The following is a 26,193-nucleotide window of genomic DNA, read 5'->3' on the forward strand; positions in this document are numbered from 1 at the left end:
CAATGTGGTATCTTCCCTTTGTCCTGCCCATAGCCCTATGGGTGGCATGGAGCGATTTGAAATACATGAAAATCTACAACAATGCCGTATTGGCAATGTTGGGAATTTATCTGGTGTTGGGCTTTTTCACATTACCGCTGGATCAATACTTGTGGCACATGACACATTTCGTGATTGTTCTGGTGATTGGATTTATCCTGAACTATCTGAATATGGTCGGGGCCGGGGATGCAAAAATCGCCGCAGCGATGGCCCCCTTTATCATGCGAGAAGACGCGGTCATGGTGGCTTATCTTTTGGCCGCGCTGATCTTGCTGACATATTTCACCCACCGGCTGGCACGAATGCTATCCTTTGTGCGCAATCTGGCCCCGGAATGGGAAAGCTGGGATCGCAAGGATTTCCCGATGGGCGTCACAATAAGTGCAACGTTCATCGCCTATCTGGTCCTCGGGATCCTATACGGCCAATAGCAATATCCGGCGCATCTGTTATCGCTTGATATCCATCAGGATATAAAGCGGGGTGCGTCGTATTTCTTTCACTGTCACCCCTTCAAGCGCCATAATATCATCCAGTATCTGTTTGCGGGCTTCGGGCGATGCAGGGCATTGCGGGACCAGCACAAAATCGGCACTGTCAAACCCGGGTAATCCACCGTAATACCAGGGCGCGCCATTGATCAGTGGTTTCAGGTCGCCATACAACCAATGGCTGGAAAAAATATCCGCAATAAAAATCCTGTTGCCACCTGCAAACCCGGCGTTCTCCAGATCATCAACAATGGTCTTGGTCCAGCCCGGCAAACCCAGTTTCAGCTTGCAATACGGAAGCGGCTGACCGGACAAGCTGCCCAGTTCCTTGCGATCTGCCCCCTCTTCCATCGCGTCCAGACCCGCCCCCTCGCTGGCCAGCGACACCCAGCCATCTACCCGACGGGCACGCACATGCGGTAGTCGCAAATCACTGTTAACGCCTTCGGTCATCAGGATGGGTTCATACCCCTCGGCATCGAATGTCATCTGCCGGATCGGGCTTGAGGCCATGTTGATATAGGACGGCGCTGCCATAGCGAATGTTGCAATCGCGGCAATTTCCATACCCTTGCGGATATCCCATCCCCAACGATTGTACCGCACTTGTTTCGGGCGCAATGCCAGGAACAGAATGGCCAGCAAAGGCAGCCATTGCGGATCATTGCCGTAGTTTTGATAGGTGACATAGAAAAACCCTGGCAACAGCGCCAACAGGGCATATCCGCCTGCATCCTCTTTGGATTGCCGATACAGCACTGCCCCCAGAATAGCCATTGCCGTCGCCCCCAGATAGGCAGACGACAGGATCACCCGACTGATCGTCAAACCCGGCTGCGGGCGCACTTTTGAACGCGACACCTCGATCAGATCCTGCGCATAGGCTATCCAGAACCCGACACCGGCAAACAGGGTAACAATGACAACAACCCCTGCCCCTGCAACCAGCGCCCAGCCCATTGCCGCCCAATCCTTGCGAAAGGCCAGCGCCAGCGCAATTGCAGGTGCAAACGAGATAAAATAAGTGACTTTGATCAGTGCCAGTGCTGCCAGACACAAGCCGATAATCACCCCGTCGACCAGCGGGCGTTCCCGACCCATTGGCGGCACCACAGCCAGCGCGATCGCTACAAAGGAAAAGGCCCAGGCCCAGCGGTTATAATGCATCGAAATCGAGATGGTCTGCTCTTCTGTGCCAAAGGCAATCGCCACGCAAAGGATCATAACCAATGCGCCGAACAGATAGGCCAGCCAACCGGAAAACCGGCTGACGCCGCCCCACCACGCCGCAGGCAGCAGCACAGCCGCAACTGCAATCTGGGCATAGAGGATGGCATGGCCTATACCCGCCCCCAGCCATGTGAACAGCGCGATCGGCGCATAGGCCAGCGCGCCCAAAGGCGTCATGAAATCCAGATGTGGCCATTGCCCCATATTCATCCGGAACACGATTTGCACCAGATGCAGGGTGTCTGCCTCGTGTTTGGCAATAAACAACCCGCCTTTCAGCACGGCCAATCCGCCCAGAACCACAATAATTGATACAAGAAATCCGAATAATACGACTGGATTTGGCCTGCTCATGCCTACCCCCGATTGGTTTTACTATACATTTCCGCCACAATAACCGGCAATTAGCCCGCAAGTGCAAGACTTGGGCAGTTTTTATTGTCCATTGACCCGATCAGCGGTAGAATCGCCACAAAAATAACACGCTGTTTTATTAAACAGTCCTTTAAAACGCAGAGCACAGGTAAGCGAATGAACATGGAAACCTCCGGCGTTATTGCGCCCCCCGCCCCGCGCCGCATGAGCGAAATGGAACTTCCGCAGGTAATGATGCGCGACATCCTGCTGAAAACGATGTTCCGGCAAAATCAGGAACAGGTCAGCGAGCTGTCCAAATCCCTCTGCCTGCCCATTCCAGTCACACAGGAACTGGTCGATCTGGCGCGCGAACAAAAACTGCTTCAGGCCACGGGGACATTGCATGCCGGGTCCGGCGGTGAAATGGGGTATCAGCTGACCGACGCCGGCAAGGCCCGCGCGCTGGACGCCCTGTCGCAATCCGAATATTACGGCGCCATGCCGGTGCCGCTGGATGTTTACGCCGAACAGGTCAAACGCCAGTCGATCCGCAATATCCAGATCACCCGCGAGCAGTTAACCGGTGCCATGGGCCACCTGATCCTGCCCGATGAACTGCTGGACCATCTTGGGCCTGCGGTCAGCTCGGGCCGCTCGATCCTGATGTATGGCCCTCCGGGCAATGGTAAATCCTCGATCTCGAACGGGATCCGCGATGCGCTGGGGGACAAAATCTTTGTGCCGCGCGCGATCGAATACGCCGGTCAGGTGATCACGGTCTATGACCCGATCGTCCACACCGCCGTCGAAGAAGAAGCCGACGACCCCAACAGCCTGCGCCGCAAAGGCAACCGGTTCGATACCCGTTATGTGCGCTGTGAACGCCCGACCGTGATTACCGGTGGTGAATTGACACTGGACATGCTGGATCTGGTCTACAACCCGACCGCCCGCACCTATCAGGCGCCGTTGCAGTTGAAATCCACCGGCGGCGTGTTCATCGTGGATGACCTTGGCCGACAGGCCGAACCGCCACAGGCCCTGATCAACCGCTGGATTGTTCCGCTGGAAGAAAGCAAAGATATTCTGTCACTGCAATCGGGCGAGAAATTCACCGTGCCCTTTGACACGCTGGTTATCTTCTCGACCAACTTCCACCCGAACGAAATCTTTGACCGCGCGGCTTTGCGCCGGATTTTCTTCAAAATCAAGATTGACGGCCCCTCGCAAGAGGACTTCCTGAAAATCTTTGCTATGGTCGCCCGCAAGAAAAAGCTGCCGCTGGACGAGGCAACCCTGGTGCATATGCTCAAGGAAAAATACCCGACCATCGAAAATGTCTATGCGAACTATCAGCCGATCTTCCTGATCGACCAGATGATCGCGATTTGCGAATTCGAGGGTATCCCGAACCAGATGCGCCCCGACCTGCTGGATCGGGCCTGGGCCAATATGTTCGTCAAAGACGAAGAGATCATTCACTAATGTCTGATCGGGTTCGTATCGGGGAAAGCGGTGGCATCGCCACCGTCACCCTGACCCGCGCCGACAAGCGCAACGCGCTGGATCTGGATATGATCAACGCCATCGTTGCGGCGGGTGAAGCCTTGATGGAGCGGCGCGATATCCGCGCCGTGGTTCTGTGTGGCGACGGGCCGGCCTTTTCGGCCGGTCTGGATACCGGCACCTTCCAGATGCTGATGGCCGAGGTCGCCAAGGCAGGCGGCATCATGACCCGCACACATGGCACCTCCAACCTGTTCCAGCGCGCCGCAATGGTCTGGGCCGATCTGCCGATGCCGGTTATTGCCGCGCTGCATGGCTATGCCTTTGGCGGCGCGTTCCAGATCATGCTGGGAGCCGATATCCGCGTGGCCGCCCCCGACACACAGTTTTCCATCATGGAAGGCAAATGGGGGCTGGTGCCGGATATGGGTGGCATGGTTCTGATGCGGCGTCTGGCGCGCGGCGATGTAATCCGTCGGCTGACCTATACCGCCGAAGTGTTTGACGCCGCGCAGGCGCTGGACTGGGGCTTTGTCACCGAACTGGCGGAGGATCCGCTGGAACGGGCACAGGTGCTGGCCGAAGAAATCGCGGGGCGCAGCCCCGACGCTGTGCGCGAGGCCAAGGCGATGATCCGTGCCTGCGAATATGCGGATGAGTCCGAGGTGCTGTTACTGGAATCCGCCGCCCAGGGACGCCTGATCGGCAGCCCGAACCAGATCGAGGCATTGATGGCAGGTTTCGAGAAACGCGCGCCAAAGTTCAAAGACTAAACCATCATTCCAGACGGCGAAGCCGGACAGCGCCCGACCCTCCCCACGGGAGGGCGCTTTTGCAACGCTTCCGACATCATAACCGTCAGAATTAGTTCACCACTTCAAGCCAATAAACCGTTCTGGCGCCCACCCAGGTTCGGACGCTGTCCTCTTTACTTCGTTCGGGTCGCAGCGCGTATTCTGTTAGAATCTAAACCGTCAACTCTTCAGGCTCTTCCAACCCGTTCGCCCGCGAACAGGCTGTCACGGTGTTGGCCAGCAGACAGGCAATCGTCATTGGCCCCACACCGCCGGGCACCGGCGTGATCGCCCCTGCAACTTCCACCGCGCTGGCGAAATCAACATCCCCCACCAGCCGCGTTTTGCCCTCGCCCTTTTCCGGTGCATCGATCCGGTTGATCCCCACATCAATTACGGTTGCACCCTTTTTGATCCAGTCCCCGGGCACCATTTGCGCCCGTCCCACGGCGGCCACAACAATATCGGCGCGGCGCACCACATCGGGCAGATCCTTGGTGCGGGAATGGGCGATTGTCACCGTGCAACTATCGCCCAACAGCAATTGCGCCATCGGTTTGCCAACGATGTTACTGCGGCCAATCACAACCGCATCCAGACCGGACAATGATCCATGATGATCCCGCAGCATCATCAGACACCCCAGCGGCGTGCAAGGCACCATGCTTTTCTGCCCCGTGGCCAGACGGCCCACATTGGCAATGCAAAACCCGTCCACATCCTTGGCCGGATCAATCGCATTGATCACAAGGTCTTCGTTCAGATGGTCGGGCAGCGGCAGTTGCACCAGAATACCGTGCACCGCGGGGTCATTGTTCAGGCTGTCGATCAGCGCCAGCAAATCGGCCTCGGAGGTGTCGGCGCCCAGCTTGTGCTCATAGGAATTCATCCCGACCTCGACGGTCATCTTCCCCTTGGAGCGCACATAGACCTGCGATGCCGGATCCTCGCCCACCAGCACCACCGCCAACCCCGGCGTGATACCGTGATCATCCTTCAGCCGTGCCACATGCACTGCCACCTTTTCCCGCACCCTGGCCGCAAAAGCCTTGCCGTCGATAATTTCCGCTGTCATTTTTCTGGCCTCGTTCCCCTGCCGACCTGCCATAGGCAAGCCATGTGTGTTTCATAGTCAATTCATACAGGCATTTTTCGCCTAGAACAGCCCCTCGACTTCGCCATCGTCATTCAAGCCGATGCCTTCGGCGGCCGGGCGGCTGGGCAGGCCGGGCATGGTCATGATGTCACCGCAAACCACAACGATAAATCCGGCACCCGCTGACAGGCGCACTTCGCGGATCGGGATGGTGTGGCCGGTCGGGGCACCGCGCAGGTTCGGGTCGGTGGAAAACGAATACTGCGTTTTGGCCATGCAGATCGGCAGATGGCCATATCCCGCCTCTTCCCATGCGCGCAGCTGGTCGCGGACCTTTTTGTCGGCGATCACTTCGGACGCGCGATAGATCGAATGGGCGATGCGCTCGATCTTTTCGAACAAAGGCAGGTCGTCAACATAAAGCGGTGCGAACTGCGAAATGCCGCTGTCGGCAATTTCCACCACCCGTTCGGCCAGATGTTCGGCCCCCTCGCCGCCCAGTTCCCAGTGGCGCGACAGGATTGCTTCGGACCCTTGCGAGGCCACATATTCCTGCACCGCCTGGATTTCCGCATCGGTATCGGTGACGAAATGGTTGATCGCCACCACCACCGGCACACCGAAGGATTTCATATTGCCGATGTGACGGCCAAGGTTCGGGCAACCGTCGATCACCGCCTGCACATTCTCCGGCCCCAGATCCTTGCGGGCCACACCGCCGTTCATTTTCATCGCCCGCACCGTGGCCACGATCACCACCACATCCGGCGACAGGTTCGCCTTTCGACACTTGATGTTCATGAATTTCTCGGCCCCCAGATCGGCGCCGAAACCGGCCTCGGTCACCACATAATCGGCCAGCCGCAGGGCGGTGTTGGTGGCGATCACGCTGTTGCAACCATGCGCGATATTGGCGAAGGGTCCGCCATGCACAAAGGCCGGATTGTTTTCCAGCGTTTGCACCAGGTTGGGCTGCATCGCGTCCTTCAGCAGCACCGTCATGGCGCCATCGGCCTTGATGTCGCGACAGTAAATCGGCTCGCGCTTGCGGGTGTAGGCGACGATGATATTGCCCAGACGTTCCTGCAAATCCTCAAGGTTGTTCGACAGGCACAGGATGGCCATCACTTCGGACGCCACCGTGATGTCAAAACCAGTCTGGCGCGGAAAGCCGTTGGCCACGCCGCCAAGCGAGGTCACCGTGTCGCGCAGGGCGCGGTCGTTCATGTCCAGCACCCGCTTCCAGGTCACGCGGCGCTCGTCTATGCCCAGTTCGTTACCCCAGTAGATGTGGTTGTCGATCATCGCGCTGAGCAGGTTGTGCGCCGAGGTAATGGCGTGGAAATCGCCGGTGAAATGCAGGTTCATTTCCTCCATCGGCACCACTTGGGCATAGCCCCCGCCAGCGGCCCCACCCTTCATGCCAAAACACGGACCCAAGGACGCCTCGCGAATACAGATCGCCGCCTTTTTGCCGATCCGGTTCATCCCGTCGGCCAGACCCACCGTGGTGGTGGTCTTGCCCTCGCCCGCCGGAGTCGGGTTGATCGCGGTGACAAGGATCAGCTTGCCTTTGCGATTGTTCTTGATGCTTTCGATGAATTCCTGACTGACTTTGGCTTTGTCGTGACCGTAGGGCAGCAGATGCTCGGTCGGAATGCCCAGCTTCTCGCCGATTTCCTGAATCGGCTTCTTCTTCGCTTCACGGGCGATCTCAATGTCGGTTTTAAAGCTCATCTTGTGGGATTCCTTTGGCAAATCACGTCAGGTTATTTCCCTGACCTTACAAGAGTCGCAATCAGCTAACAGGGTAAATCCGACATTTTCACCGTCGGATTCGTCGTTTTAAATCATGTTATTGTTGGCGTGCGCGGGACAGATGTGGCCAGACAGGCTGGTCCGGAATATGTAGAATAATCTTGTCCCCGACGCGCAATAATCCTGCGCGCTCGACCCAGGCTGTGACGCCGCGCAATCCTTTGGCCGCCTGTTTGAACGCCCGACCCATACCAGGTGATTCCGCGTCGATCACGGGGGCGGGCAGGTTGCAGGGGCGGTTTTCCATGTCCACCGTTAGCGTTGCCCCGTCCCCAACCTGCAGACGCGATGAAGGCGGGATCTGGGTGAAATCGGGGATACCCTCGACCACCATCGACAGCCCGAGCCATGCGGGATCAACCGCCTCGATACCCATCTTGGCCGCGATCCGGGCCAGTTCTTCGGCAGACATAATGCTAAGCTGGCGTGTATTGCGAATTTCGGTGCCGCGCGGGTATTGACCAACCACACGGGCACAAGAAGGACGCGTCAGACCCGCATGGCTTTCGCCTGCACATCCGGCAAGGGTCAGTTCCATTACCGGCACGGGAACACTGCGCAGAGTATCCTTGCGGTTGGCATTCAGCCCCAGCCAGACAATCCGGCCTTTGAAATTCGTTGACTTCAGTGCAGGCATGATCCCCCCGTCACAAACAAAAAAGCGCCGGTAGATGTCTACCGGCACTTTTGTCAATTCTCCCGCGTCACTAGGTCGAAGGCTCCGGCTCCATACCGTCGTCCTTGGACTTGGGCTTGGGTTTCGGCTTGGTCTTGGGCACAGCCACAACACTGGATACACTGCCCTTGTCCTCGTCATCATCGTCCGATTGAGGCGGCTCGCCCTTCATCACCCGCTGGATTTCCTCGCCGGTCAGGGTTTCGTATTCCAACAGACCCTGCGCAAGAAGCTCGAATTCCTTCTTGTGCTTTTTCAGGATATTTGTGGCGGTTGCGTAACCTTCGTCGATCACCCGCTTCACTTCGGTCTCGATCAACTCCTGCGTGGCAGCCGAAATCGACAGGCCACCGGCACCGTTGCCCTGATAACCCTCGTGCGCGGCCTGATAATCAATATTGCCCACCTTGTCGGACATGCCCCAGCGCATGATCATGGCGCGGGCCAGAGCCGAGGCCTGCTGGATGTCACCCGACGGGCCGTTTGATACATGATCAGGGCCCCATTTCATGATCTCGGCGGCCTTGCCGGCCATTGCCATGGCGATCTTCTGTTCCACCTGATCCTTGAAGTAGTTCAGCTGATCGAACTCGGGCAGGCTCATCACCATGCCCAATGCACCACCACGCGGAATGATCGTAGCCTTATAGACCGGATCACATTTGGGCAGCTTGATCCCGACAATGGCGTGACCGGCTTCGTGGTAGGCAGTCATTTCCTTTTGCTCGTCGGTCAGAACCATTGAACGGCGCTCGGCCCCCATCATCACCTTGTCTTTGGCTTTTTCAAAATCTTCCATCGTGACGAAACGACGGTCCAGACGGGCCGCCATCAGCGCTGCCTCGTTCACCAGATTGGCAAGGTCGGCACCGGAAAAACCGGGGCTGCCGCGAGCAATGATACGCAGGTCCACATCCGGCCCCAAAGGCACCTTGGCGGCATGCACATTCAAAATCTTCTCGCGGCCCTTGATATCGGGGTTGGGCACCTGAACCTGACGGTCAAAACGGCCGGGGCGCAGCAATGCCGGGTCCAGAACATCGGCGCGGTTGGTTGCGGCCAGAATGATCACGCCCTCGTTTGCCTCAAAGCCGTCCATTTCCACCAGCAACTGGTTCAATGTCTGTTCGCGTTCGTCATTGCCACCGCCCATGCCGACGCCACGGGCACGGCCCACGGCATCGATTTCGTCGATGAACACGATGCAAGGCGCATTTTTCTTGGCTTGCTCGAACATGTCGCGCACGCGGCTGGCGCCAACGCCGACAAACATTTCCACAAAATCCGAACCGGAAATTGTAAAGAACGGCACGCCTGCCTCGCCGGCGACAGAACGCGCCAGCAGGGTTTTACCCGTGCCCGGAGGCCCGATCAGCAGCGCACCTTTGGGGATTTTGCCGCCCAGACGGGAAAATTTCTGCGGGTTGCGCAGGAATTCGACGATCTCTTCCAGTTCTTCCTTGGCCTCGTCAATGCCGGCCACATCGTCAAAGGTCACGCGACCCTCGCGTTCGGTCAGCATCTTGGCCTTGGATTTACCAAAGCCCATGGCCCCGCCTTTGCCGCCACCTTGCATCCGGTTCATCATAAAGAACCAGAAACCGATCAGCAGCAGCACCGGCAACAACAGCGATATCAGCGATACAAAGGCGGATTGTTCCTGCGGGGCGGCGTTTACCTTGACGCCTTTGTCGATCAGCATCTTGGTGACTTCGGCGTCCGATGGCTTGATCGTGGCATATTCCTGCCCGTCCTTGCCTTTGATCAGAACCTTTTCCCCGTCCAGCGTGACCGAGGCAACAGTGCCGTCATTCACGGCCTGCACAAATTCCGAATAGGTCATTTGGCGGGAATTCAGGGCGCTTTCGCCATTGCTGAACAGATTGAACAAAGCGAGGATCAGCATAAACAGCACGACCCAGAAAGCCAGATTTCTAGCGTTGCCCACAGGCATTCTCCTTAAACCGGTTTTGACACAAAGGATTCTTTCCCAAGGCCACTTGTCTAAAATAGGGATTAGGCAGGTTTGTTCAATGCGATATAATGGATGAAATGAAATGATCCAGCCCAAATAGCGGTTTTGTGAGCCATCCATTGCCCAAACCGGCCAAAGGTGCGGCAATAAGACTGTCCTTTCTCCACACTGCGGGGCTTGCAAGCAAAGATGTTCGCGGCATACCCGTGGCCCGCCAATCGGGACATTGGGCCAATCCCTTGGCCCCAAAAGCCCGTAATTCCAGTCCCTTTTCATGTGGTCCTATAAGCTGCCAGCGATTGTCCCAGATTTCATCGGTTGGGCAGGCGGTCTGCTTGACGGCCTGATATTCGCGGGTGATGCGGATTTCATTTTTGTTCGCGGTGATCAGGCAACCGTGCAGGGTGGATACCTTGCCTATGTCCGCGGAATACTCGGCGTCAATCAGGGCCATGCGACGGGGCCGGTATTCGGCAGACGATACCCAGCACAGGGCGTGGGAAAACAGGCGGGCGCCGATTTCAACCGGAAGCCGCCGGTATTGCATATGATCCAGAACAACGTCGCCGTTTTCAACCGTGGCGATGCGTTCCGCTGCCTCTCTGGTCTGCTGCTCCAGCGCGATACGGGCAAACTGCAAATCCTGCGCGGTTCCGGCCAGCCGGTCCGCGTCCAGCCCCAGATCGGCCAGCACCTGCATCGCCTTGCGGATTTTCACGCGATCAAACCGTTCATCCTCGTTTGTGGGATCATCAATCCAGCCGACACCATGCCGCTGCAAATAATCCCGCAGATCCTGCCGCCTTTGTAACAACACCGGCCTTACCCATGTCACCCCGTCCGACACCCGCCGCGTCGCCATACCGGACAACCCGTCCACACCCGACCCGCGCGCCAGACGCATCAAAAAGGTTTCTGCCTGATCCTCGACCGTATGCCCCAGCGCGATCATTTCAATCCCGCGTTCCCGCGCCCAACCGGCCATCAACCGGTACCGCGCACGCCGTGCCTGATCCTGAAGGTTGCCTTTGCCATCCCAGCCCGTCCAGCGCAGCGTGCTGTGGTCAATGCCCAGACCGGCACATATACGGGCCACCGTTTTTGCCTCGCCCGCCGCGGCATCGCGCAAGCCGTGGTCAACGGTAACCGCATGCAAGGTCACCCCTGTCCCGCCGGACCACTGGTGCATCAGATGTAAAAGGGCGGTTGAATCGCTGCCGCCGGACACGGCAACGCCAATCGCCTTGGGCGGTTTTGCGCCAAGGCTGTTGCCGACTGACTGAAGCAATAATTCGTCTTGGGGGTCTAGTTGCATCCCAGATCGCGCATCGCGGTGTTGGCCTGTTGCACGGCAGGTGCGGCGGGGAATCGCGCCTCGACCTCGGTTAGCGTCACACAGGCTTCGTTTTTCTGGCCGATCGCCCCCAGCGTGGTGCCCAGTTTATACAGGGACTCGGGGGCTTTGGGACCATCCGGCGCACCGGAAAACGCCTCGAGATAGGCGCGTGCGGCATTTGTCATCTCGCCCAGATTTTCAAACGCTTGTCCCCGCAGGAAATGCACATCCGCACTTAGTGGACTACCGGGGTAGGTCTGGGTAAAGGTCTCAAGCTGCGTAGCGGCGCCGCGAAAGTCACCGGATGCGAGCGCCTCCTGCGCCCGCTCATAGTCTGCCCGCTCCCCCACAGCCAATTCGGTGTTATCAACCGTATCAGGCGTGGTCACAACGGGGGCCGTTCCCACATCAACGCCGCCCAATGTGGTGCCTTCGGGCAGTTTGCTGATGTCGCAATTTGTTTCCAGCTCGCACAGGCGAAACTCCAGATCACCGATCCGGTTGGTGCCATCGGCCACAACGCGGTTGATGCGGTTTTCCAACTGCTCGGACTTTGCCGTCAGTTTTTGCAAAGCCGCCTCGATCGCGTCAATCCGTTCCAGCGGCGTGTTGCCGCCAACGCTGGTGCCTGGCGCGCCAGTTGTGGACAACTCGCGCTTCAGGCGTTGCACTTCGACATAAAGCACCGACAATTCCTGCCGGATGTCTGCCAAGGTTTGCTGATCGGCCTGCGCGGCGGCAGGTGCCACCGGCAGAACCGACAATCCGATAATAAGCGCGAGTATCCGTTTCATTCAACCGTCCTTGGTTTACGCGCCAGCGCCCGCCGAAATCACCGTAACGGCGCGGCGGTTCTGGGCATAGCAGCTTTCTTCGGAACAAACCGCAATCGGGCGTTCCTTGCCATAGGTTACCGTGCGCAACCGGCTGCCGGCAACCCCTTGCGAGATCAGGAATTCCGACACCGCATTGGCGCGACGTGCGCCCAGTGCAAGGTTGTAGGCACGTGTGCCCTGTTCGTCCGCGTGGCCTTCGATGATGGCGGCAAATTCGGGATTGTCCATCAGCCATTTTGCCTGCCCCATCAGGGTGGCGCGGCCTTCGGGTGTCAGGGTGCTGGTGTCAACGGCGAACAGCACGCGGTCCCCGACGGTTTGCTGGAAATAGGCTGCGGAATGTGGGTCGGACGCTGTTCCTGTTCCCTGCCCCATTCCGGCCCCACCGTTGCCCATACCGTTGCCGCCATTCAGCGCCCCGGGATTGGTACAGGCCGAAAGGCCCAGTGCTGCAACAATGAAAATTGCCTTGTAAAGATGTGTCATGGGTTGTCCCCGCTTTCGTTTTTGTTGGCTCGATTGCCTTTGTTTATACCACCACGGCGCCGATTTGGAAACGCCGCGTATTTCACTTTATTTCAACAGCGGCGACCACGCCGGATCCGACGCCCCGCCCGGTGTTTTCACCCGCTTCAGGTTGCGCCCGCTGATGTCCACGGAATAGAGCGAGGATGACCCGCCAGCGCCTGCCGTTTCCCGCATGAACATGATCACACGGCCATTGGGCGACCATGTCGGTCCCTCGTCCAGAAAGGATGCCGTCAGCAGGCGTTCCTCGGAGCCATCCAGCCGCATCACCCCGATATGGAACCGGCCCTTGTTCTGTTTGGTAAAGGCCACCAGATCACCGCGCGGCGACCAGACCGGCGTGCCGTAACGGCCTTTGCCAAAACTGATCCGACGGGCCTCGCCGCCATTTGCCGACATAACGTATAGCTGCTGGTTGCCCGACCGGTCGCTCTCAAACACGATCTGTTTGCCATCGGGCGAAAAGCTGGGCGCAGTTTCGATGGATGGCTCCGAGGTCAGGCGCACAGGATTGCCGCTACTGACACTCATCTTGTAAATATCGGTATTGCCGCCACGCGACAGCGAATAGACCACCGTCTGCCCGTCCGGCGAAAAGCGCGGCGCAAAGGTCATTGTGCCGGGTTGGTCGGCCAGAACGCGGCGGCCAACGGTGGCCACATCCAGCACATAAATCTTGGGAAAGCCCGTTTCATAGGACGTATACAGGACCCGGTCACCCGTCGGTGAAAAACGCGGGGCCAGTACGATTGAACGGCTGTCGGTCAGATATTGCACATTCGCGCCATCGTAATCCATGATCGCCAGCCGTTTCTGGCGGGCGTTTTTGGGGCCGGTTTCGGATACAAACACCACGCGGCTGTCGAAATACGGGCCTTCGCCGGTGATCCGGCTATAGGCCGCATCGGCCACCTTATGCGCCATGCGTCGCCAGCTTTTGGTGGTGCCGCCAAATTGCAGACCCTCGCCCAGTGGCGCGCCGGAAAACACATCGAACAGGCGGAATTTCACCGTCAACCGCCCACCGGACCCCATTGTGACCGCCCCGACAATCAGGGCCTGCGCGTTGATCGCTTTCCAGTCGGCATATTGCACCGGACTGTTGAAATTCGTGATGTTCGAGATGAACGCGTTTTTCGGGATTTCCCGAAACAGCCCTGTTCCGGTCAGATCGGCGGCCACCACGCGGGCAATCTGGCTGGCATATTCACCGGCCCCGCCGTTTTCGGCCACAAAATCGGGCACCGCAAAGGGCAGCGGTTCGATCACACCGTCTTTCAGTTCGAGGTTCAATTCCGCCCTGCCGACAGACGGCAAGGTCATCACGGCGACGATTGCCGCCAGCATAAGGGTCATAACGCGGGATATGATCATTTGAGCCTCATATTCTCAGGGTTAAACGTGATATTAACAATTTTCCATTGTTCGTATTTGTCAGTCGGCAGATTATAGCCGTTTGCGCCACAGCGGATGATCGCGCGACGGGCGGTTTCATAGGCCTGTTTGGCCACAGCTTCGCTGCCGCCCTCGTATCCGGTCATGCGGATCGAGCCGATATTCGGCTTGCCATCCTTGCCCAGTTCAAAGCGCACAACCACTTTGGCCTGAAGTGCGGCTGTGGACAGCGCGCCAACGTTCCAACAGCGCCGCACCTCAAGCAAAAACGCATCTTTCTGGCCGCGTGACAGCGGCGGGCCTGTTGGCGCGGACGAGGCCGCAGCGGCGGCTTCTTCGGCCTGCAACTGGCGCAGGGTATCTTCGATTGACGGGCTGGCATCGGGAGTCGCGGGGGGTGTCGCAGGCGGACCGGTCCTTGCGGTTTCAACCGGCGGCGCTGGCCGTCTGGGGCGGGCCGAGGGGCGAACCGAACGGGCCGGCGCCGAGGTTTCCGGCACAATGCGGTCGCTCGATGCCTCGGGCGCGGCGGGGGGGTCGGGGTCCGGCGGGGTCTGTGCGTCGGGGGCCGGTGTGTTGTCTGGATGCGCCTGATCCGCAATAGCCACATCCGGCGGCGGCGGCGCAACCGGATCGGGTGTCACCCGATCAGAGGGGCGCGGCACAGCCTGCGGAGCGGGTGGTGCATTCACTACGGGGGGCTCCTCGACCGGCGGCTGTGGCGTTTGCGGCGCGGTTTCATCCGGTTCCGCCACAGGTGGGGGCGGTGTGATTTCAGTCACTTCAGGGGCTGTATCTTCCGGCGGTGTTGGCTCTTCGGGTGGGTCCTCGGGCGGGGTTTCGGCCACGGGTTCTTCGGGCGCCGGTGCTGTATCGGGCGCATCCGGCACGGGTTTTGGCGTGCTGAGGGCTGCAAATTCATCTGCCGAAATGATCGACACATTCGCCACCGTCAAATTATCATCAGGCACAGAGGAAAACAGCCCGCCAAGCAAGGCCCAGCCGATCAGGACCCCATGCCCGATACCGGATATGTAATAACCCGTGTCCATCCGTCAGCCGCCGTTGCCGTCAAGCGTCGGGCCGCCGCTTTCCGTCACCAGACCGATGTTGGAAAAGCCACCCGCGTTCAGTGCGCCCATGACCTGCACGACCTGCTCGTAGGCGATTGCGCCATCGGCCCGCAGGAACACCTTGTCGCTGTCGCGCTCTGCTGCAATGGATCGCAGTTTTGGGATCAGTTCATCCATGCCGATTTCGGTTTCCTGCAACATGATCAACCCGTCTGCCGTCAGGGTGATGGTCAGCGGCTCTTCCTGTTCCGCAGGCAGGGCCGTGGCTGCCGTTTTGGGCAGTTCCACCGGCACCCCGACCGTCACCAGCGGGGCCGCCACCATGAATATGATCAGCAACACCAGCATCACATCCACGAACGGCGTGATGTTGATTTCGCTCATCGCTGCCGCGTGACCACTCCGGCGACGTCTGCGACGCCGCCCGCTGTCGTTTTTCTGAATGACCGATGCCATATCAGCTATCCAACTGGCGGCTGAGGATAGTGGCGAATTCGTCGGCAAAGGCCTCGTAGCCCGAAATGATCCGGTCACTGTCGGCTGACAGTTTGTTATAAAACACCACCGCCGGAATAGCGGCCAGCAGGCCCATACCTGTGGCCAGCAGGGCCTCGGCGATACCCGGGGCAACAACGGCCAGATTGGTGCTTTGTTGCTGGGCGATCTCGATAAAGGCGTTCATGATGCCCCAGACCGTGCCGAACAACCCGACAAACGGGGCCGTGGATCCGACCGTGGCCAGAAAGGACATGCCGGAATTCAGCCGCTCGGCCTCTTTGGCAATCGCCACATCCATCGAGCGGTCGATCCGTGCCTGTGCGCCTGCGATCAGCCCGCCATCCTCGCGGTGGCTGCGGCGCCATTCCATCATCCCGGCCGCGAATATGCGCTCTGCGGGGCCACTCGGGTTGGGGCCTATCTGGTCAAACAATTCGTCCAGCGGCTCGCCGGACCAGAACTTGCGATCGAACTCCTCGGCCTCGGCCCGGGTTTTGCGGAAGGTGATAATTTTGGTGATAATGATCGACCATGACCAGAACGAGGCCACAATCAGCAGTATCATCACCAGTTTTACGGTGAGGGTTGCGCGCAAGAAAAGCGCCAGAAACGAGAAATCAATCGCCTGCGCTGCTGCAAGGGTTTCAGTATCCATATGCCTGCTCTTTTTGTTCGGCCGCTCTGTCGGCGGCTCTGATTAAGGGCAGATATAGGGGATAAACACGGGGAATGCTATCAAATGCGCGTCATTAAGGGGGAAAACCGGCGGATTTTGAGCGATTAATGCAACAACTGGCGAATATTTGCCGGCATTCGGGCCACCTGACCGCTGTCGGACACCACCACAACGGTCACCACAGCGTGAAATATCGCCTCGTCTCCGCGTTTGACCCATTGGTCCATCACCAGCCGCGCACCCGTGACCTGTAAAACATCGGTTTCCACCACCAGTTCATCATCCAGATAGGCCGATGACAGGTAATCCGCTTCAACGCGGCGCACCACAAATACCTGCCCCTGTTCCTTCATCGCTTTCTGGTCGATCCCCAAACCCCGCACCCAGTCGCTGCGCGCCCGTTCGATATAGCGCAGATAGTTGGCGTAATAGACGATACCGGCCATGTCGGTGTCTTCATAATATACGCGTATGTCCAGCTTATGTGTCATCCATCGCCCCTATCCGTGCAAACAGCCGCAGCGCATGGGATTTGTCATCCGCCGCGATGGGCATCACAGGATCATAGGCCGCCTGCACCAGCGCCGCAATCTCGGGGCGCAAAATAACCGCGCCACTGTCGGGCAGCACCGCAAGGGGCGATCGGGTGGCAAAAGCCGCATCGGACCACAGCAGGATCGCCTGCACCGCCTGCCCCAGCGCAAGGGTGTCGGCAGGCAACTCCGCCATCGCCCCACCCATACGGATAAACACGAAACAGGCCTGAATCCCGCCGTCATTGTCAAAGCGAAAGGCGCGGTATTGCTGCCCGCCCGACGCTTTCAGCCGTTCAACCACCCGTGCCAGACCGGGGATCATCTGATCCAGTTTGGGCACATCCAGCAATTCATCCCATTCACGGAAAAAGAACATCATCAGGTTGGCGCCCAGCTCGGCGTCGGTTTCGGCCATTTTATGGCCCGCCAAAGTCACCACCGCCTCGATCGCGCCTTTGACAACGGAAAGGGTTTCATCGCTCACCCCGAACACCACCGGCACAATCGGGCGGCCCCAGCGGGCAAAACGGTAGGTGCCGTCGGGGCTGGTAAAATGCTGTTCGATTTCGTCGGGAGTCATATCGGGGACATTTCCATTAAACCGGTTTAGTGGTTCTATTAACCATCGTTTCTCCGCAGTGCAATCGCCCTGTCCCTGCGGATATAACTGTGATCACTCGAACAAATCAGGATCACTTTTCGGTGCTGCCATCCCCAGATGCCGCCACGCCTTTTGCGCCAGCATCCGCCCGCGCGGGGTGCGCTGGATCAGGCCCTGTTGCAACAGATAAGGCTCGATCACCTCTTCCAGCGCATCGCGGCTTTCGCTAAGTGCTGCCGACATGGTTTCAATCCCCACCGGTCCGCCCGCGTAATTTTCGGCAATCAGGCGCAGATAGCGGCGGTCGGCTCCGTCCAGCCCCAGGTGGTCCACCTCCAGACGGGTCAGCGCATTGTCGGCCAAAGCCTGCGAGATCCTGCCGCCGGCCTCGACCGTGGCAAAATCCACCACGCGGCGCAGCAACCGGCCGGCAATCCGTGGCGTTCCGCGCGCACGGCGCGCAATCTCGCGCGCACCGGTTTCCTCGCATTGCACACCCAGCAGGCGCGCGCCCCGCACGACGATCTCGTGCAATTCGTCCTCGGAATAAAACTGAAGCCGCACAGGTATCCCGAAGCGGTCGCGCAGCGGCGTCGTCAGCAGCCCCAGCCGCGTTGTCGCCCCGACCAGCGTAAAGGGCTGGAGTTCGATCCGCACGGTGCGCGCCGCCGGCCCCTCGCCGATCACCAGATCCAGCTCGAAATCCTCGAGCGCAGGGTACAGCACTTCTTCGACCACCGGATTCAACCGGTGGATCTCGTCGATGAACAGCACATCGCCCCGCTCCAGATTGGTCAGGATCGCCGCCAGATCCCCCGCCTTGGCCAGCACGGGACCGGAAGTCATGCGGAAATTCACCCCCAGTTCCCGCGCCATGATCTGCGCCAAAGTGGTCTTGCCCAGTCCGGGCGGGCCGTGGAACAACACATGATCCATCGCCTCTTTACGCATCCTGGCGCTTTCAATGAATACCCGCAGGTTCGCCCGCGCCTCGGCCTGGCCGATGAATTCATCCAGCACCTGCGGGCGCAAGGCGCGATCCGCATCTTCGGGGCGCGGTTCGGGGCGCAATGTGGGGTCGGGTTCAGTCATTCAATCACCCCATCGGTGCCAGCAGTTTCAGCGCCGCGCGGATCAGATCCGGCGTGTCGGCATCTGGGTTTTCCCCCGCCGCCTGCGCCACCGCCATTGAGGCATCCGCAGGCGCATAGCCAAGGTTGCCCAAGGCCGACAAGGCTTCGCTCTGGGCCGCCGCCGATGTTGGCGCGGCACCCGTAACCACGGGCGTTTCGATCACCTCAACCTCGGCCACCACATCGCCCTGTGCGGCCGCCATTGTGCCCCCCATCGCCATCACGGCGGGGGCTTTGTCTTTCAGTTCCAGCACCACACGTTGCGCGGTTTTCGGACCGACACCTTTGGCCGCCTTCACCGCGTTTATATCGCCCAGGGCAATCGCGCGGCTGACGCCTTCGGCGCCCAATGTGCCCAGAATGGCCATCGAGGCCTTGGCACCGATCCCCTGAACGCCCATCAGCAAGCGGTGCCATTCCTTTTCCAGCAAGGTGGTGAAGCCGAACAGTTGCAGGTTATCCTCGCGCACCAGCAGATCGGTGAATAGCGCCAGTGCCTCGCCATTGGCGGGCAGGGTCGCCATCGTGCGATCCGATACATAAACGATATAGCCAACCCCGCGCACATCGATCAGCACATGGTCGCCTGCGCGATATTCCAGCCGCCCCGAAATCTTGCCGATCATGCGCTTGCCCTCTTTAGTGCTGCCTCGTAATGCCCCGCCGATTGCACATGATGCGCATGGCATATCGCAATCGCCAAAGCATCCGCAGCATCCGGTCCGGCCAACTCCACACCGGGCAGTTGCAAGCGCACCATATGCGCCACCTGCCCTTTGTCGGCATGGCCCACACCGACAACCGTCTTTTTAACCTTGTTGGGCGCGTATTCCCCGACACTCAAACCCGCCTGCGCCGGAACCAGCATGGCAATCCCGCGCGCCTGCCCCAGTTTCAGGGTGCCCGCGCCATCCTTGTTGACAAAGGTCTGCTCGACCGCCGCCGTATCGGGGGAAAACCGCGCCATGATTTCGCTAAGCTGCGTGTGCAACGATAACAGGCGCGCGGCCAGATCATCGCCTGCGGAATGGCAAACGCCATTGCCCACATGCCCCAAACGGGAACCGGCAACATCAATCACCCCCCAGCCAAGGTTTCGCAACCCCGGATCAATCCCGATAACGCGCATACTGCTCCTCGCTGCCGCCGGCTTTTGTTGCCTTTGCGCAACGTCTAGCACGAAAGGGGAACATTTGCCAAATGGAAAGCTGTCTGAACAAAGAATTAATATTCTGCCCGATTTGCCGGATTTACAGCGGAATTCGACGCCTCACAGGTCAAATGCGACCTTTGCGCATCTTGTTTTTGCCTTATTTTACAACCCTTTAACCCCCTTTTAAGCCATGCGCAAAACGCATATTGGGTATGCGGTTTCACCGGCTTGTTTGGTCAAGGTCCAAGGCCTAGATGCAATTTTAGTAATTACCAACAGCACATCGCTGCATCCAACACCCGAAAAAAGGAAGACGAACATGACTGCCTATAACAACACCCGTCTGCTGGTCGACGGTGCACGCGGTTCCGATCTGGGCATTTCCCGCGCAGTATACCGCCTGACCACATTCATTGCCGACCTTGGCACATCATTTGTCAACTGGAACAGTGCCCGCAAAACCCGCGCCGAATTGTCCAAGCTTTCGGACCATGCGCTGGAAGATATCGGCCTGACCCGTGGTGACATTCCCTACCTGACAATCCACAGATAGGTTTTGGCACATTAGCAATACCAAAAAAGCCGCGCTGATCACAGCGCGGCTTTTTCGTATTACTGGTCGCTTGTCTTAGCGGATCAGTGAACTGATCTGGCCAGCAATCCATTTTGTCAAAGGATCGGCAGACATGGCATACGCCCCGGCCTGCTCGACAACTGTGCCTGATTGCAGTTTTTCAACACGATCATTGAAGGTTGCTTCACCCAGTTGAACCAGCAAGAACCCTTTGAAGATAAAGAAGGCAACAAAGCACAGCGCTACACCCTTCCAGGGAAAGCGCGGGCCGCTACGCCGAACCTTGGCTACAATCAAGCCATCGTGGTTCACCGATGCGACATATCCATTTGCAAGTTTCCGGTGACGCTTATCGATACGTTTCACCCGCTTGCCGAAATCTTTCATATTTGGGTCAGCCATAATAGCCTCACTATTTATCCAAGAATTTTTATAAGAACGCCTAATTATGGCGTAATTTGGACGATTATGGCGTTTTACGCTGTAATATACAATGGTTAAGCGGGTTTCCGCCGCAATAATAACGTTGTCCATTCGCCATTTTCGCGTTTATCGACCAAATCAAACCCGTTATGCGTGTAAACAGTAACAACTTCTTGTGCCTGTTCGTTCAAAATACCCGAAAGGATCGCATATCCGTCATTTTTGACCGAATCGTCCATATCCGGCGCTAAACTGATCAACGGGCCTTTCAGAATGTTGGCAAAGACCAGATCAAAGGGGGCGGCCTGTTTCAATTCCGGCGCGTCAAATCCGGCCGCCTCGACACAGATCACCCGCCCGTCCAGATCATTGCCGGCCACATTGGCGCGGGCCACATCCACCGCTTGCGCGTCAATATCACTGGCCAGAACCGGATTGGGCCAGATTTTCGCCGCCGCCATCGCCAATACCGCTGTGCCACAGCCGATGTCGGCAACGTTTTCGCCGACAAAGCCGTCATTCGCCAACTGGTCCAGCACCTGCAAACAGCCCAGCGTGGTGCCGTGGTGGCCGGTGCCAAAGGCCATCGCCGCCTCGATCAGCAACGCAACCGATCCTTCGGGCACTTTGTCGGCATCGTGGCTGCCGTAGACAAAGAACCGCCCCGCCTGCACCGGCGACAGTTCGCGCCGCACATGCGCCACCCAGTCGACCTCGGGCAGTTCCGACACCACAAAGGGTTTGGCCCCGAATGCGACCGCCAACAGTGCCAGCCCCGCCTCGTCCGGTTTTTCGACGAAATAGCCGCCAACCTCCCAGATACCCGAGCCATCTTCGACCTCGAACACCCCGACGCCCGTGGGTTCGGGCACCAGCCGCTCCAGCGCCTCGCCCAGCGCCTCGGCCGGTTGCGGCCCGTTTAATGTGGTCAGGGCTGTAAATGTGGGCATGGGGTTCTCCGAAAATAATTCTGTTGCGCAAGTAGGCCCTGCCCACAGCCGGGTCAAGCCCGTAGGGCGGGGTTCACCCCGCAACCACGCCAATCGGGCAACTGACCCCTGTGCCGCCAATGCCGCAATACCCCGCAGGGTTCTTGGCCAGATATTGCTGGTGGTAATCCTCGGCATAATAAAATTCCGGCGCCAGCAGGATTTCGGTTGAAACCGCCCCGTACCCTGCCTCTTCCAGTCTGGGCGCAAAGGCGATGCGGCTGGCTTCGGCCTGTGCCAGCTGTTCGCCGGTATAGGTATAGACACCCGACCGATACTGCGTGCCGCGATCATTGCCCTGCCGCATGCCCTGGGTCGGATCGTGCCCCTCCCAAAAGGTTTTCAGCAGGGTTTCATAACTGACCACCGCCGGATCAAATATAATCCGAACCACTTCGTTATGGCCGGTACGGCCGCTGCAAACCTCGTCATAGGTCGGATTTGGCGTATAGCCCCCCGCATAGCCCACCATCGTCAGCCAGACACCTTCGATCTGCCAGAATATCCGCTCTACCCCCCAGAAACAGCCCATGCCGAACATCGCCTGTTCCATGCCGTCGGGCACAGCGGATTTTAGTGGACGGGCCGTCAGGAAATGGGTTTCGGCGGTCGGGACCGGATCGGGCCGGCCCGGCAGGGCGTCTTCGGGGGCAACCATCGCGGATTTCTTTTGCAGCATGGAAAACATAAGCGCTCCTTTGTTCGATACCGCGAATATAGGCACAAAATACCGCTGGCGCTACTGCGCAGGGGCCACAACTTTGCGTGAGAACATTGTTTCATAGCCCTTTTCAGGGTGGCGCGGGATCATCAGGGCAAGCGCCAGAGACACCATCGCCATCCCCGCTGCAAGGACAAACACCCCGCCGGGTGCCGTGACCCATAGATACCCCAGCAAGGCGGGCAAAAATACTGCCGAGATGTGGTTGATGGTGAAAGCAACAGCCGCCGTGGGGGCAATATCCTGCGGGTCGGCGATTTTCTGGAAATAGGTTTTCAACGCAAAGGCCAGCGCGAAAAACATGTGGTCGATCACATAAAGCGTCGCCGCCAGCACCACGCCCCAGCCAAAATAGAAGATGCCGCCGTATAGCGAGAACACGATCACCAGTCCGACGTATTCGAAAATCAGCGTGTTGCGTTCGCCATAGCGCCCCACAGCGCGGCCCATCAAGGGGGCAAACAGCATGTTGGCGATCAGGTTGATCAGGTACAGCGCCGTGATCTCGTGCACCTTGAAGCCGAATTTTTCGACCATCATGAAACCGGCGAATACCACGAATATCTGCCGCCGCGCACCGGCCATGAATTGCAGGGCGTAATACAGCCAATAGCGCCGTTTCAGAACGAATTTCTTGACCTGCGGATGCGGGGCCTCGAATTGCGGATAGGCCAGCAGGGCGAATATGGCGACCAAAGCGGTGAACCCGCCCGAAACCATATAGACAAAGTTATAGCTAAGGTCGAAAGCCTGCCAAGTCAGCACGATCAGCACATAGGCAATCAATGTCGCCGCCGATCCAGCCGCCACAATCCAGCCCAGCACATGCGGCGCGCGGGCCTTGTCGATCCATTGCAATTGCAGCGACTGGTTGACGGTTTCATAGTAGTGAAACCCGATCGAGGACAGCATGGTGATGGTCAGGATCCCGCCCAGTGACGGAAATTGCGCGGTCAGCGCCGTAGCCACCCCCAGCATCAGCAGCGCCACCGCCCCCAACACCTGTTCGCGGATAAAGATGATCAGCGCGATCACCCCGATCGCCAAAAAACCGGGTATTTCGCGCACCGAATGCAGCCAGCCGATTTCGACACCGGTAAACCCCGCCACTTCAATCACGAAATTATTCAGCAGCGCGCTCCAGGTGGCAAAGGCCACGGGCATTGCCGCCGACATCAAAAACAGCAAAAATATCGGCCGCCGCCAAAAGGGCAGTGATTGTGCCTGTTCCAGTGTGACCAATTTCATGCGCGTTTTCATGCCCCACCCTTAGGCGCATTGGTCTCAAGACTCCAGCCTTGCAATCGTGATCTATATCAAGGATCATAATCACAAATTAGAATATGTAGCCGATAACGCAGCGACTCCGAGGACAAAATGGACATTCTGCCCCTTGTTGAATGGCTGGGCGAAAACCCCACAGCCGCCCTGTTCGGCCTGATCACCGGCGTGATTTTCGGCGTCGCCGGTCAGCGCTCGCGGTTTTGTCTGCGGGCCGCCACGATCGAATTTGCCCGCGGCCAGATCGGGCCAAGCGTTACCGTCTGGCTGCTGACCTTTTCCACAGCCCTGTTCTGGGTGCAGGGCGCGGACCTGCTGGGCTGGATGCGGGTAGAAGAGGCGCGGATCATGGCCGTGCCCGGATCATGGTCGGGTGCCATCATCGGCGGTTTGATCTTTGGCGTTGGCATGGTTTTGTCACGCGGCTGTTCCGGCCGGTTGCTGGTGCTGGCGGCCACAGGTAACCTGCGCAGTATGGTTTCAGGACTGATTTTTGCCGTGGTTGCACAGATGAGCCTGCACAGCTGGCTGGCCCCCTTGCGCAACTGGCTGGCGGCACTCTGGACCACCAAAGGCGGGCAAAACATGGACCTGCTGGCCGAATTCCATCTGCCCGACTGGGGCGGGTTTGCCTTGGGCATCGTGCTGGCCGGTTACGCCATCTATCAGGCGCGGCGCAACCAGATGAGCACCATGCGGCTGGTGTTTGCCTCGGGCGTCGGCTTTGCGGTGGCGGTTGGCTATCTGCTGACCTTCTCGCTCTCGGAAGTCAGCTTTGATCCGATCACCGTCACCAGCGCCACCTTTACCGGCCCCTCGGCCAACACGCTGATGTTCGCGCTGGACAGCACTTCGATCCTGAAATTCGATATCGGGCTGGTGCCCGGCGTTTTCCTTGGCTCGTTCTTGGCGTCCGTGATCGCGCGGGATTTCAAATTTCAGGGGTTCGAGAACGAAGCCAACATGCGCCGCTCGATGTTCGGCGCGGTACTGATGGGGTTCGGCGGGATGCTTGCGGGGGGCTGTGCGATTGGCAACGGCGTGACCGGCACATCAATCATGGCCGGCACCGCATGGCTGGCGCTGTTCTTTATGTGGGTCGGGGCAATGACCACCGATTACCTGTTGGACCAGCGGCGAGTTGCCCTGCCCGCCTGATCAGGAAAACAGCGACCGCATCAACAACATTGCATTGGCCGGATTTTCCCCGATCCGACGCGCCGCATGGGGCCACCAGTCGCGCCCGAAGGGCACATACAGGCGCACCCGCTCGCCCTTGGCGGCCAGCGCCTTGGCCACATCCTCGCGCACGCCCAGCAGCATTTCGAATTCGTAGTCGCCGGCGGCCCAGCCATTGGCCCGCGCGGTTTCAATGGTGAAATCCTGCAATGCCGTGTCATGGGTGGCGATGATCGGATAGAACCCGTTTTCCCGCGCCTGTTGCGACAGCATATCGCCGATCAAGGCCCGCGAATTGGCCTTTATGTCGGCCCGTTTGGTAAAGGCAATATCCGGGGGCGCGGCAAACGCCCCCTTGACCAGCCGCACCCGACTGCCGCGTGCGATCTGCGCCTGCAAATCCTGCCGCGTGCGCCGCAAATAGGCCTGCAAGGTCAGCGCCACGGGCAGGCCCATATCCTGCATCCGGTTATGCACCGCGATGGTGGGATCATTCAGGCTGGCGTCCTCCATGTCGAACATCAGGCAATTCACACCGCCCTTGTTTCCCACCGCCGCCTGCACCGCCTTGGCGATCCGTTCGGCATGGCCCGCCACCACGTCGGGGTCCAGATGATGGCCAATCTGGGTGGGGTCAACCGACACATGCACATCCAGCCCCGCCTGCCCCAGTCTGGCGGCAACATCCAGTTTGTTGTCGATGTTCTGCGTCACCAGATCCCAGTCATCCACATATTCGCCCATGTAGAACAGGGAACTGCGGATGCCGTTTCCCGCCAGCAATTCCTGTGCCCGCTTGATCCCCGCTGCAGGCGTTTCGCCCGACACATATTTACCCGACAGAAAACTGGTTGCCCGCGAATGCTGGGCGAAATTCCGAACCCGTCTGGAGCGCGCCAATGCAATCATCCCCGATTGCCACAATTTACGAAACATGCCCGACACCCCTTTTGCACAGTTACTTTTTACCGAACCGCCATCCCGCCAGCAGAACATAGAAGAACAGCACCCCGAACACCACGGTCCCGACCACGCCAACCGCAACCATCGTATCGGCCACCGCCGCCTGTTGCGGCGAAGCGGGGTTGTCGTAGCGGCCAAAGGTCAGCACCTCGAGCGTGCCGCGCCCGATCATGCCAAAGGCATCGCGCACCCGCCACCAAAAGGCGAACAGGCCCGACCCCAAAGAGCCGCAGAATGTCAGCCCCAGCAGGGTGGATCGGTTGCGGGCAATAAACCCTTTTGATTGCTGTTTCATCGACACATCACCCACGCC

At 58.8% G+C, this 26,193-nt stretch carries 28 protein-coding genes; 5 read left to right on the forward strand and 23 right to left on the reverse strand.

Annotated elements, in window-relative coordinates:
• Positions 1-2: 2 nt before the first annotated feature.
• Positions 3-473, forward strand: coding sequence for an A24 family peptidase (locus BAR1_RS11445; RefSeq protein ID WP_228408543.1), 471 nt, complete (start codon positions 3-5; stop codon positions 471-473).
• A gap of 18 nt (positions 474-491) precedes the next feature.
• Here the strand turns inward: BAR1_RS11445 and BAR1_RS11450 are convergent, their stop codons facing one another.
• Entirely contained in the window at positions 492-2,117 is a 1,626-nt protein-coding gene (locus tag BAR1_RS11450; RefSeq protein WP_118943138.1) for a hypothetical protein, read from the reverse strand.
• Positions 2,118-2,294: 177 nt separating this feature from the next.
• On the opposite strand from BAR1_RS11450, the gene BAR1_RS11455 reads away from it, so the two are divergent.
• A complete protein-coding gene (locus tag BAR1_RS11455) occupies positions 2,295-3,605 on the forward strand; it encodes a P-loop NTPase family protein (RefSeq protein WP_118943139.1) in 1,311 nt (436 codons plus the stop codon).
• Positions 3,605-4,399, forward strand: a complete 795-nt coding sequence (locus tag BAR1_RS11460) for a crotonase/enoyl-CoA hydratase family protein (protein WP_118943140.1) — start codon at positions 3,605-3,607, stop codon at positions 4,397-4,399. Before BAR1_RS11455 ends, BAR1_RS11460 begins: the two co-directional genes overlap by 1 nt.
• Positions 4,400-4,592: 193 nt before the next feature.
• Here BAR1_RS11460 and folD read toward each other — a convergent pair whose 3' ends face one another.
• From folD to ruvC, 16 genes are all read right to left on the reverse strand, one after another.
• Positions 4,593-5,495, reverse strand: a complete 903-nt coding sequence (gene folD, locus BAR1_RS11465; RefSeq protein WP_118944453.1) for a bifunctional methylenetetrahydrofolate dehydrogenase/methenyltetrahydrofolate cyclohydrolase FolD — start codon at positions 5,493-5,495, stop codon at positions 4,593-4,595.
• An 81-nt stretch (positions 5,496-5,576) separates the two neighbouring features.
• Entirely contained in the window at positions 5,577-7,253 is a 1,677-nt protein-coding gene (locus tag BAR1_RS11470) for a formate--tetrahydrofolate ligase (protein WP_118943141.1), read from the reverse strand.
• Between the two features lie 118 nt (positions 7,254-7,371).
• Positions 7,372-7,971 (reverse strand): MOSC domain-containing protein, encoded by a 600-nt coding sequence (locus BAR1_RS11475; protein WP_118944454.1) that lies wholly within the window; start codon positions 7,969-7,971, stop codon positions 7,372-7,374.
• A 70-nt stretch (positions 7,972-8,041) separates the two neighbouring features.
• Entirely contained in the window at positions 8,042-9,958 is a 1,917-nt protein-coding gene (ftsH, locus tag BAR1_RS11480) for an ATP-dependent zinc metalloprotease FtsH (RefSeq protein WP_118944455.1), read from the reverse strand.
• A gap of 82 nt (positions 9,959-10,040) precedes the next feature.
• Positions 10,041-11,300 carry a tRNA lysidine(34) synthetase TilS gene (gene tilS, locus BAR1_RS11485; RefSeq protein ID WP_118943142.1) on the reverse strand — a complete coding sequence of 420 codons (1,260 nt, stop codon included), beginning with the start codon at positions 11,298-11,300 and terminating at the stop codon, positions 10,041-10,043.
• Positions 11,291-12,115, reverse strand: a complete 825-nt coding sequence (gene ybgF, locus BAR1_RS11490) for a tol-pal system protein YbgF (RefSeq protein ID WP_118943143.1) — start codon at positions 12,113-12,115, stop codon at positions 11,291-11,293. The genes tilS and ybgF overlap by 10 nt, the downstream gene beginning before the upstream one ends.
• 15 nt (positions 12,116-12,130) lie before the next feature.
• Positions 12,131-12,643, reverse strand: coding sequence for a peptidoglycan-associated lipoprotein Pal (gene pal, locus BAR1_RS11495; protein WP_118943144.1), 513 nt, complete (start codon positions 12,641-12,643; stop codon positions 12,131-12,133).
• Between the two features lie 87 nt (positions 12,644-12,730).
• The gene (gene tolB, locus BAR1_RS11500; RefSeq protein WP_407681536.1) at positions 12,731-14,008 is read right to left on the reverse strand and encodes a Tol-Pal system beta propeller repeat protein TolB; all 1,278 of its coding nucleotides are present in this window, start codon (positions 14,006-14,008) and stop codon (positions 12,731-12,733) included.
• A gap of 47 nt (positions 14,009-14,055) precedes the next feature.
• Positions 14,056-15,132: an energy transducer TonB gene (locus BAR1_RS11505; protein ID WP_118943145.1), complete on the reverse strand. Its 1,077-nt coding sequence runs from the start codon at positions 15,130-15,132 to the stop codon at positions 14,056-14,058.
• Positions 15,133-15,135: 3 nt separating this feature from the next.
• A complete protein-coding gene (tolR, locus tag BAR1_RS11510) occupies positions 15,136-15,609 on the reverse strand; it encodes a protein TolR (protein ID WP_118943146.1) in 474 nt (157 codons plus the stop codon).
• Position 15,610: 1 nt separating this feature from the next.
• A complete protein-coding gene (gene tolQ, locus BAR1_RS11515; RefSeq protein ID WP_118943147.1) occupies positions 15,611-16,306 on the reverse strand; it encodes a protein TolQ in 696 nt (231 codons plus the stop codon).
• A 125-nt stretch (positions 16,307-16,431) separates the two neighbouring features.
• Positions 16,432-16,818 carry a tol-pal system-associated acyl-CoA thioesterase gene (gene ybgC, locus BAR1_RS11520; RefSeq protein ID WP_118943148.1) on the reverse strand — a complete coding sequence of 129 codons (387 nt, stop codon included), beginning with the start codon at positions 16,816-16,818 and terminating at the stop codon, positions 16,432-16,434.
• On the reverse strand, positions 16,808-17,443 hold the full coding sequence (locus BAR1_RS11525; RefSeq protein WP_118943149.1) for a hypothetical protein: 636 nt from the start codon (positions 17,441-17,443) through the stop codon (positions 16,808-16,810). Before BAR1_RS11525 ends, ybgC begins: the two co-directional genes overlap by 11 nt.
• 93 nt (positions 17,444-17,536) lie before the next feature.
• Positions 17,537-18,556 (reverse strand): Holliday junction branch migration DNA helicase RuvB, encoded by a 1,020-nt coding sequence (gene ruvB, locus BAR1_RS11530; protein WP_118943150.1) that lies wholly within the window; start codon positions 18,554-18,556, stop codon positions 17,537-17,539.
• A gap of 4 nt (positions 18,557-18,560) precedes the next feature.
• Positions 18,561-19,223, reverse strand: coding sequence for a Holliday junction branch migration protein RuvA (ruvA, locus tag BAR1_RS11535; protein WP_118943151.1), 663 nt, complete (start codon positions 19,221-19,223; stop codon positions 18,561-18,563).
• Positions 19,220-19,726 (reverse strand): crossover junction endodeoxyribonuclease RuvC, encoded by a 507-nt coding sequence (gene ruvC / locus BAR1_RS11540; RefSeq protein ID WP_118943152.1) that lies wholly within the window; start codon positions 19,724-19,726, stop codon positions 19,220-19,222. The genes ruvA and ruvC overlap by 4 nt, the downstream gene beginning before the upstream one ends.
• A gap of 343 nt (positions 19,727-20,069) precedes the next feature.
• On the opposite strand from ruvC, the gene BAR1_RS11545 reads away from it, so the two are divergent.
• A complete protein-coding gene (locus BAR1_RS11545) occupies positions 20,070-20,303 on the forward strand; it encodes a DUF1127 domain-containing protein (RefSeq protein WP_118943153.1) in 234 nt (77 codons plus the stop codon).
• 75 nt (positions 20,304-20,378) lie between these two features.
• Here BAR1_RS11545 and BAR1_RS11550 read toward each other — a convergent pair whose 3' ends face one another.
• From BAR1_RS11550 to BAR1_RS11565, 4 genes are all read right to left on the reverse strand, one after another.
• Positions 20,379-20,858: a hypothetical protein gene (locus BAR1_RS11550; protein ID WP_162891767.1), complete on the reverse strand. Its 480-nt coding sequence runs from the start codon at positions 20,856-20,858 to the stop codon at positions 20,379-20,381.
• Positions 20,822-21,697, reverse strand: coding sequence for a 50S ribosomal protein L11 methyltransferase (locus BAR1_RS11555; RefSeq protein ID WP_118943155.1), 876 nt, complete (start codon positions 21,695-21,697; stop codon positions 20,822-20,824). Before BAR1_RS11555 ends, BAR1_RS11550 begins: the two co-directional genes overlap by 37 nt.
• 73 nt (positions 21,698-21,770) lie before the next feature.
• Positions 21,771-22,424, reverse strand: coding sequence for a peptide-methionine (S)-S-oxide reductase MsrA (gene msrA / locus BAR1_RS11560; RefSeq protein ID WP_118943156.1), 654 nt, complete (start codon positions 22,422-22,424; stop codon positions 21,771-21,773).
• Between the two features lie 51 nt (positions 22,425-22,475).
• Complete coding sequence (locus tag BAR1_RS11565; protein WP_118944457.1) at positions 22,476-23,705, reverse strand: MFS transporter; 1,230 nt, start codon at positions 23,703-23,705, stop codon at positions 22,476-22,478.
• Between the two features lie 129 nt (positions 23,706-23,834).
• Between BAR1_RS11565 and BAR1_RS11570 the strand changes: the two genes are divergently transcribed.
• Positions 23,835-24,896 carry a YeeE/YedE family protein gene (locus tag BAR1_RS11570; protein ID WP_118943157.1) on the forward strand — a complete coding sequence of 354 codons (1,062 nt, stop codon included), beginning with the start codon at positions 23,835-23,837 and terminating at the stop codon, positions 24,894-24,896.
• Here BAR1_RS11570 and BAR1_RS11575 read toward each other — a convergent pair whose 3' ends face one another.
• Together BAR1_RS11575 and BAR1_RS11580 are read right to left on the reverse strand one after the other, a co-directional pair.
• Entirely contained in the window at positions 24,897-25,853 is a 957-nt protein-coding gene (locus tag BAR1_RS11575; protein ID WP_162891768.1) for a proline dehydrogenase family protein, read from the reverse strand.
• Between the two features lie 22 nt (positions 25,854-25,875).
• The gene (locus tag BAR1_RS11580; protein ID WP_118943159.1) at positions 25,876-26,175 is read right to left on the reverse strand and encodes a hypothetical protein; all 300 of its coding nucleotides are present in this window, start codon (positions 26,173-26,175) and stop codon (positions 25,876-25,878) included.
• Positions 26,176-26,193: the final 18 nt, after the last annotated feature.

It is taken from the genome of Profundibacter amoris, assembly GCF_003544895.1.
In the GTDB taxonomy this organism is placed as follows: Bacteria; Pseudomonadota; Alphaproteobacteria; order Rhodobacterales; family Rhodobacteraceae; genus Profundibacter; species Profundibacter amoris.

Excerpts from the sequence above, each read along its gene's own strand:
- ybgC (WP_118943148.1), bottom strand. The coding sequence starts at position 16,818 with ATGACACATAAGCTGGACATACGCGTATATTATGAAGACACCGACATG.
- pal (WP_118943144.1), bottom strand. The coding sequence starts at position 12,643 with ATGACACATCTTTACAAGGCAATTTTCATTGTTGCAGCACTGGGCCTT.
- msrA (WP_118943156.1), bottom strand. The coding sequence starts at position 22,424 with ATGTTTTCCATGCTGCAAAAGAAATCCGCGATGGTTGCCCCCGAAGAC.
- tolQ (WP_118943147.1), bottom strand. The coding sequence starts at position 16,306 with ATGGATACTGAAACCCTTGCAGCAGCGCAGGCGATTGATTTCTCGTTT.
- ruvA (WP_118943151.1), bottom strand. The coding sequence starts at position 19,223 with ATGATCGGCAAGATTTCGGGGCGGCTGGAATATCGCGCAGGCGACCAT.
- BAR1_RS11475 (WP_118944454.1), bottom strand. The coding sequence starts at position 7,971 with ATGCCTGCACTGAAGTCAACGAATTTCAAAGGCCGGATTGTCTGGCTG.
- BAR1_RS11545 (WP_118943153.1), top strand. The coding sequence starts at position 20,070 with ATGACTGCCTATAACAACACCCGTCTGCTGGTCGACGGTGCACGCGGT.
- BAR1_RS11460 (WP_118943140.1), top strand. The coding sequence starts at position 3,605 with ATGTCTGATCGGGTTCGTATCGGGGAAAGCGGTGGCATCGCCACCGTC.
- BAR1_RS11445 (WP_228408543.1), top strand. The coding sequence starts at position 3 with ATGTGGTATCTTCCCTTTGTCCTGCCCATAGCCCTATGGGTGGCATGG.
- ybgF (WP_118943143.1), bottom strand. The coding sequence starts at position 12,115 with ATGAAACGGATACTCGCGCTTATTATCGGATTGTCGGTTCTGCCGGTG.
- tilS (WP_118943142.1), bottom strand. The coding sequence starts at position 11,300 with ATGCAACTAGACCCCCAAGACGAATTATTGCTTCAGTCAGTCGGCAAC.
- BAR1_RS11580 (WP_118943159.1), bottom strand. The coding sequence starts at position 26,175 with ATGAAACAGCAATCAAAAGGGTTTATTGCCCGCAACCGATCCACCCTG.
- BAR1_RS11470 (WP_118943141.1), bottom strand. The coding sequence starts at position 7,253 with ATGAGCTTTAAAACCGACATTGAGATCGCCCGTGAAGCGAAGAAGAAG.
- BAR1_RS11575 (WP_162891768.1), bottom strand. The coding sequence starts at position 25,853 with ATGTTTCGTAAATTGTGGCAATCGGGGATGATTGCATTGGCGCGCTCC.
- BAR1_RS11555 (WP_118943155.1), bottom strand. The coding sequence starts at position 21,697 with ATGCCCACATTTACAGCCCTGACCACATTAAACGGGCCGCAACCGGCC.
- BAR1_RS11570 (WP_118943157.1), top strand. The coding sequence starts at position 23,835 with ATGGACATTCTGCCCCTTGTTGAATGGCTGGGCGAAAACCCCACAGCC.
- BAR1_RS11455 (WP_118943139.1), top strand. The coding sequence starts at position 2,295 with ATGAACATGGAAACCTCCGGCGTTATTGCGCCCCCCGCCCCGCGCCGC.
- BAR1_RS11565 (WP_118944457.1), bottom strand. The coding sequence starts at position 23,705 with ATGAAATTGGTCACACTGGAACAGGCACAATCACTGCCCTTTTGGCGG.
- BAR1_RS11505 (WP_118943145.1), bottom strand. The coding sequence starts at position 15,132 with ATGGACACGGGTTATTACATATCCGGTATCGGGCATGGGGTCCTGATC.
- folD (WP_118944453.1), bottom strand. The coding sequence starts at position 5,495 with ATGACAGCGGAAATTATCGACGGCAAGGCTTTTGCGGCCAGGGTGCGG.
- ruvC (WP_118943152.1), bottom strand. The coding sequence starts at position 19,726 with ATGCGCGTTATCGGGATTGATCCGGGGTTGCGAAACCTTGGCTGGGGG.
- tolB (WP_407681536.1), bottom strand. The coding sequence starts at position 14,008 with ATGACCTTGCCGTCTGTCGGCAGGGCGGAATTGAACCTCGAACTGAAA.
- BAR1_RS11525 (WP_118943149.1), bottom strand. The coding sequence starts at position 17,443 with ATGACTCCCGACGAAATCGAACAGCATTTTACCAGCCCCGACGGCACC.
- ruvB (WP_118943150.1), bottom strand. The coding sequence starts at position 18,556 with ATGACTGAACCCGACCCCACATTGCGCCCCGAACCGCGCCCCGAAGAT.
- tolR (WP_118943146.1), bottom strand. The coding sequence starts at position 15,609 with ATGGCATCGGTCATTCAGAAAAACGACAGCGGGCGGCGTCGCAGACGT.
- BAR1_RS11550 (WP_162891767.1), bottom strand. The coding sequence starts at position 20,858 with ATGGACAACGTTATTATTGCGGCGGAAACCCGCTTAACCATTGTATAT.
- BAR1_RS11450 (WP_118943138.1), bottom strand. The coding sequence starts at position 2,117 with ATGAGCAGGCCAAATCCAGTCGTATTATTCGGATTTCTTGTATCAATT.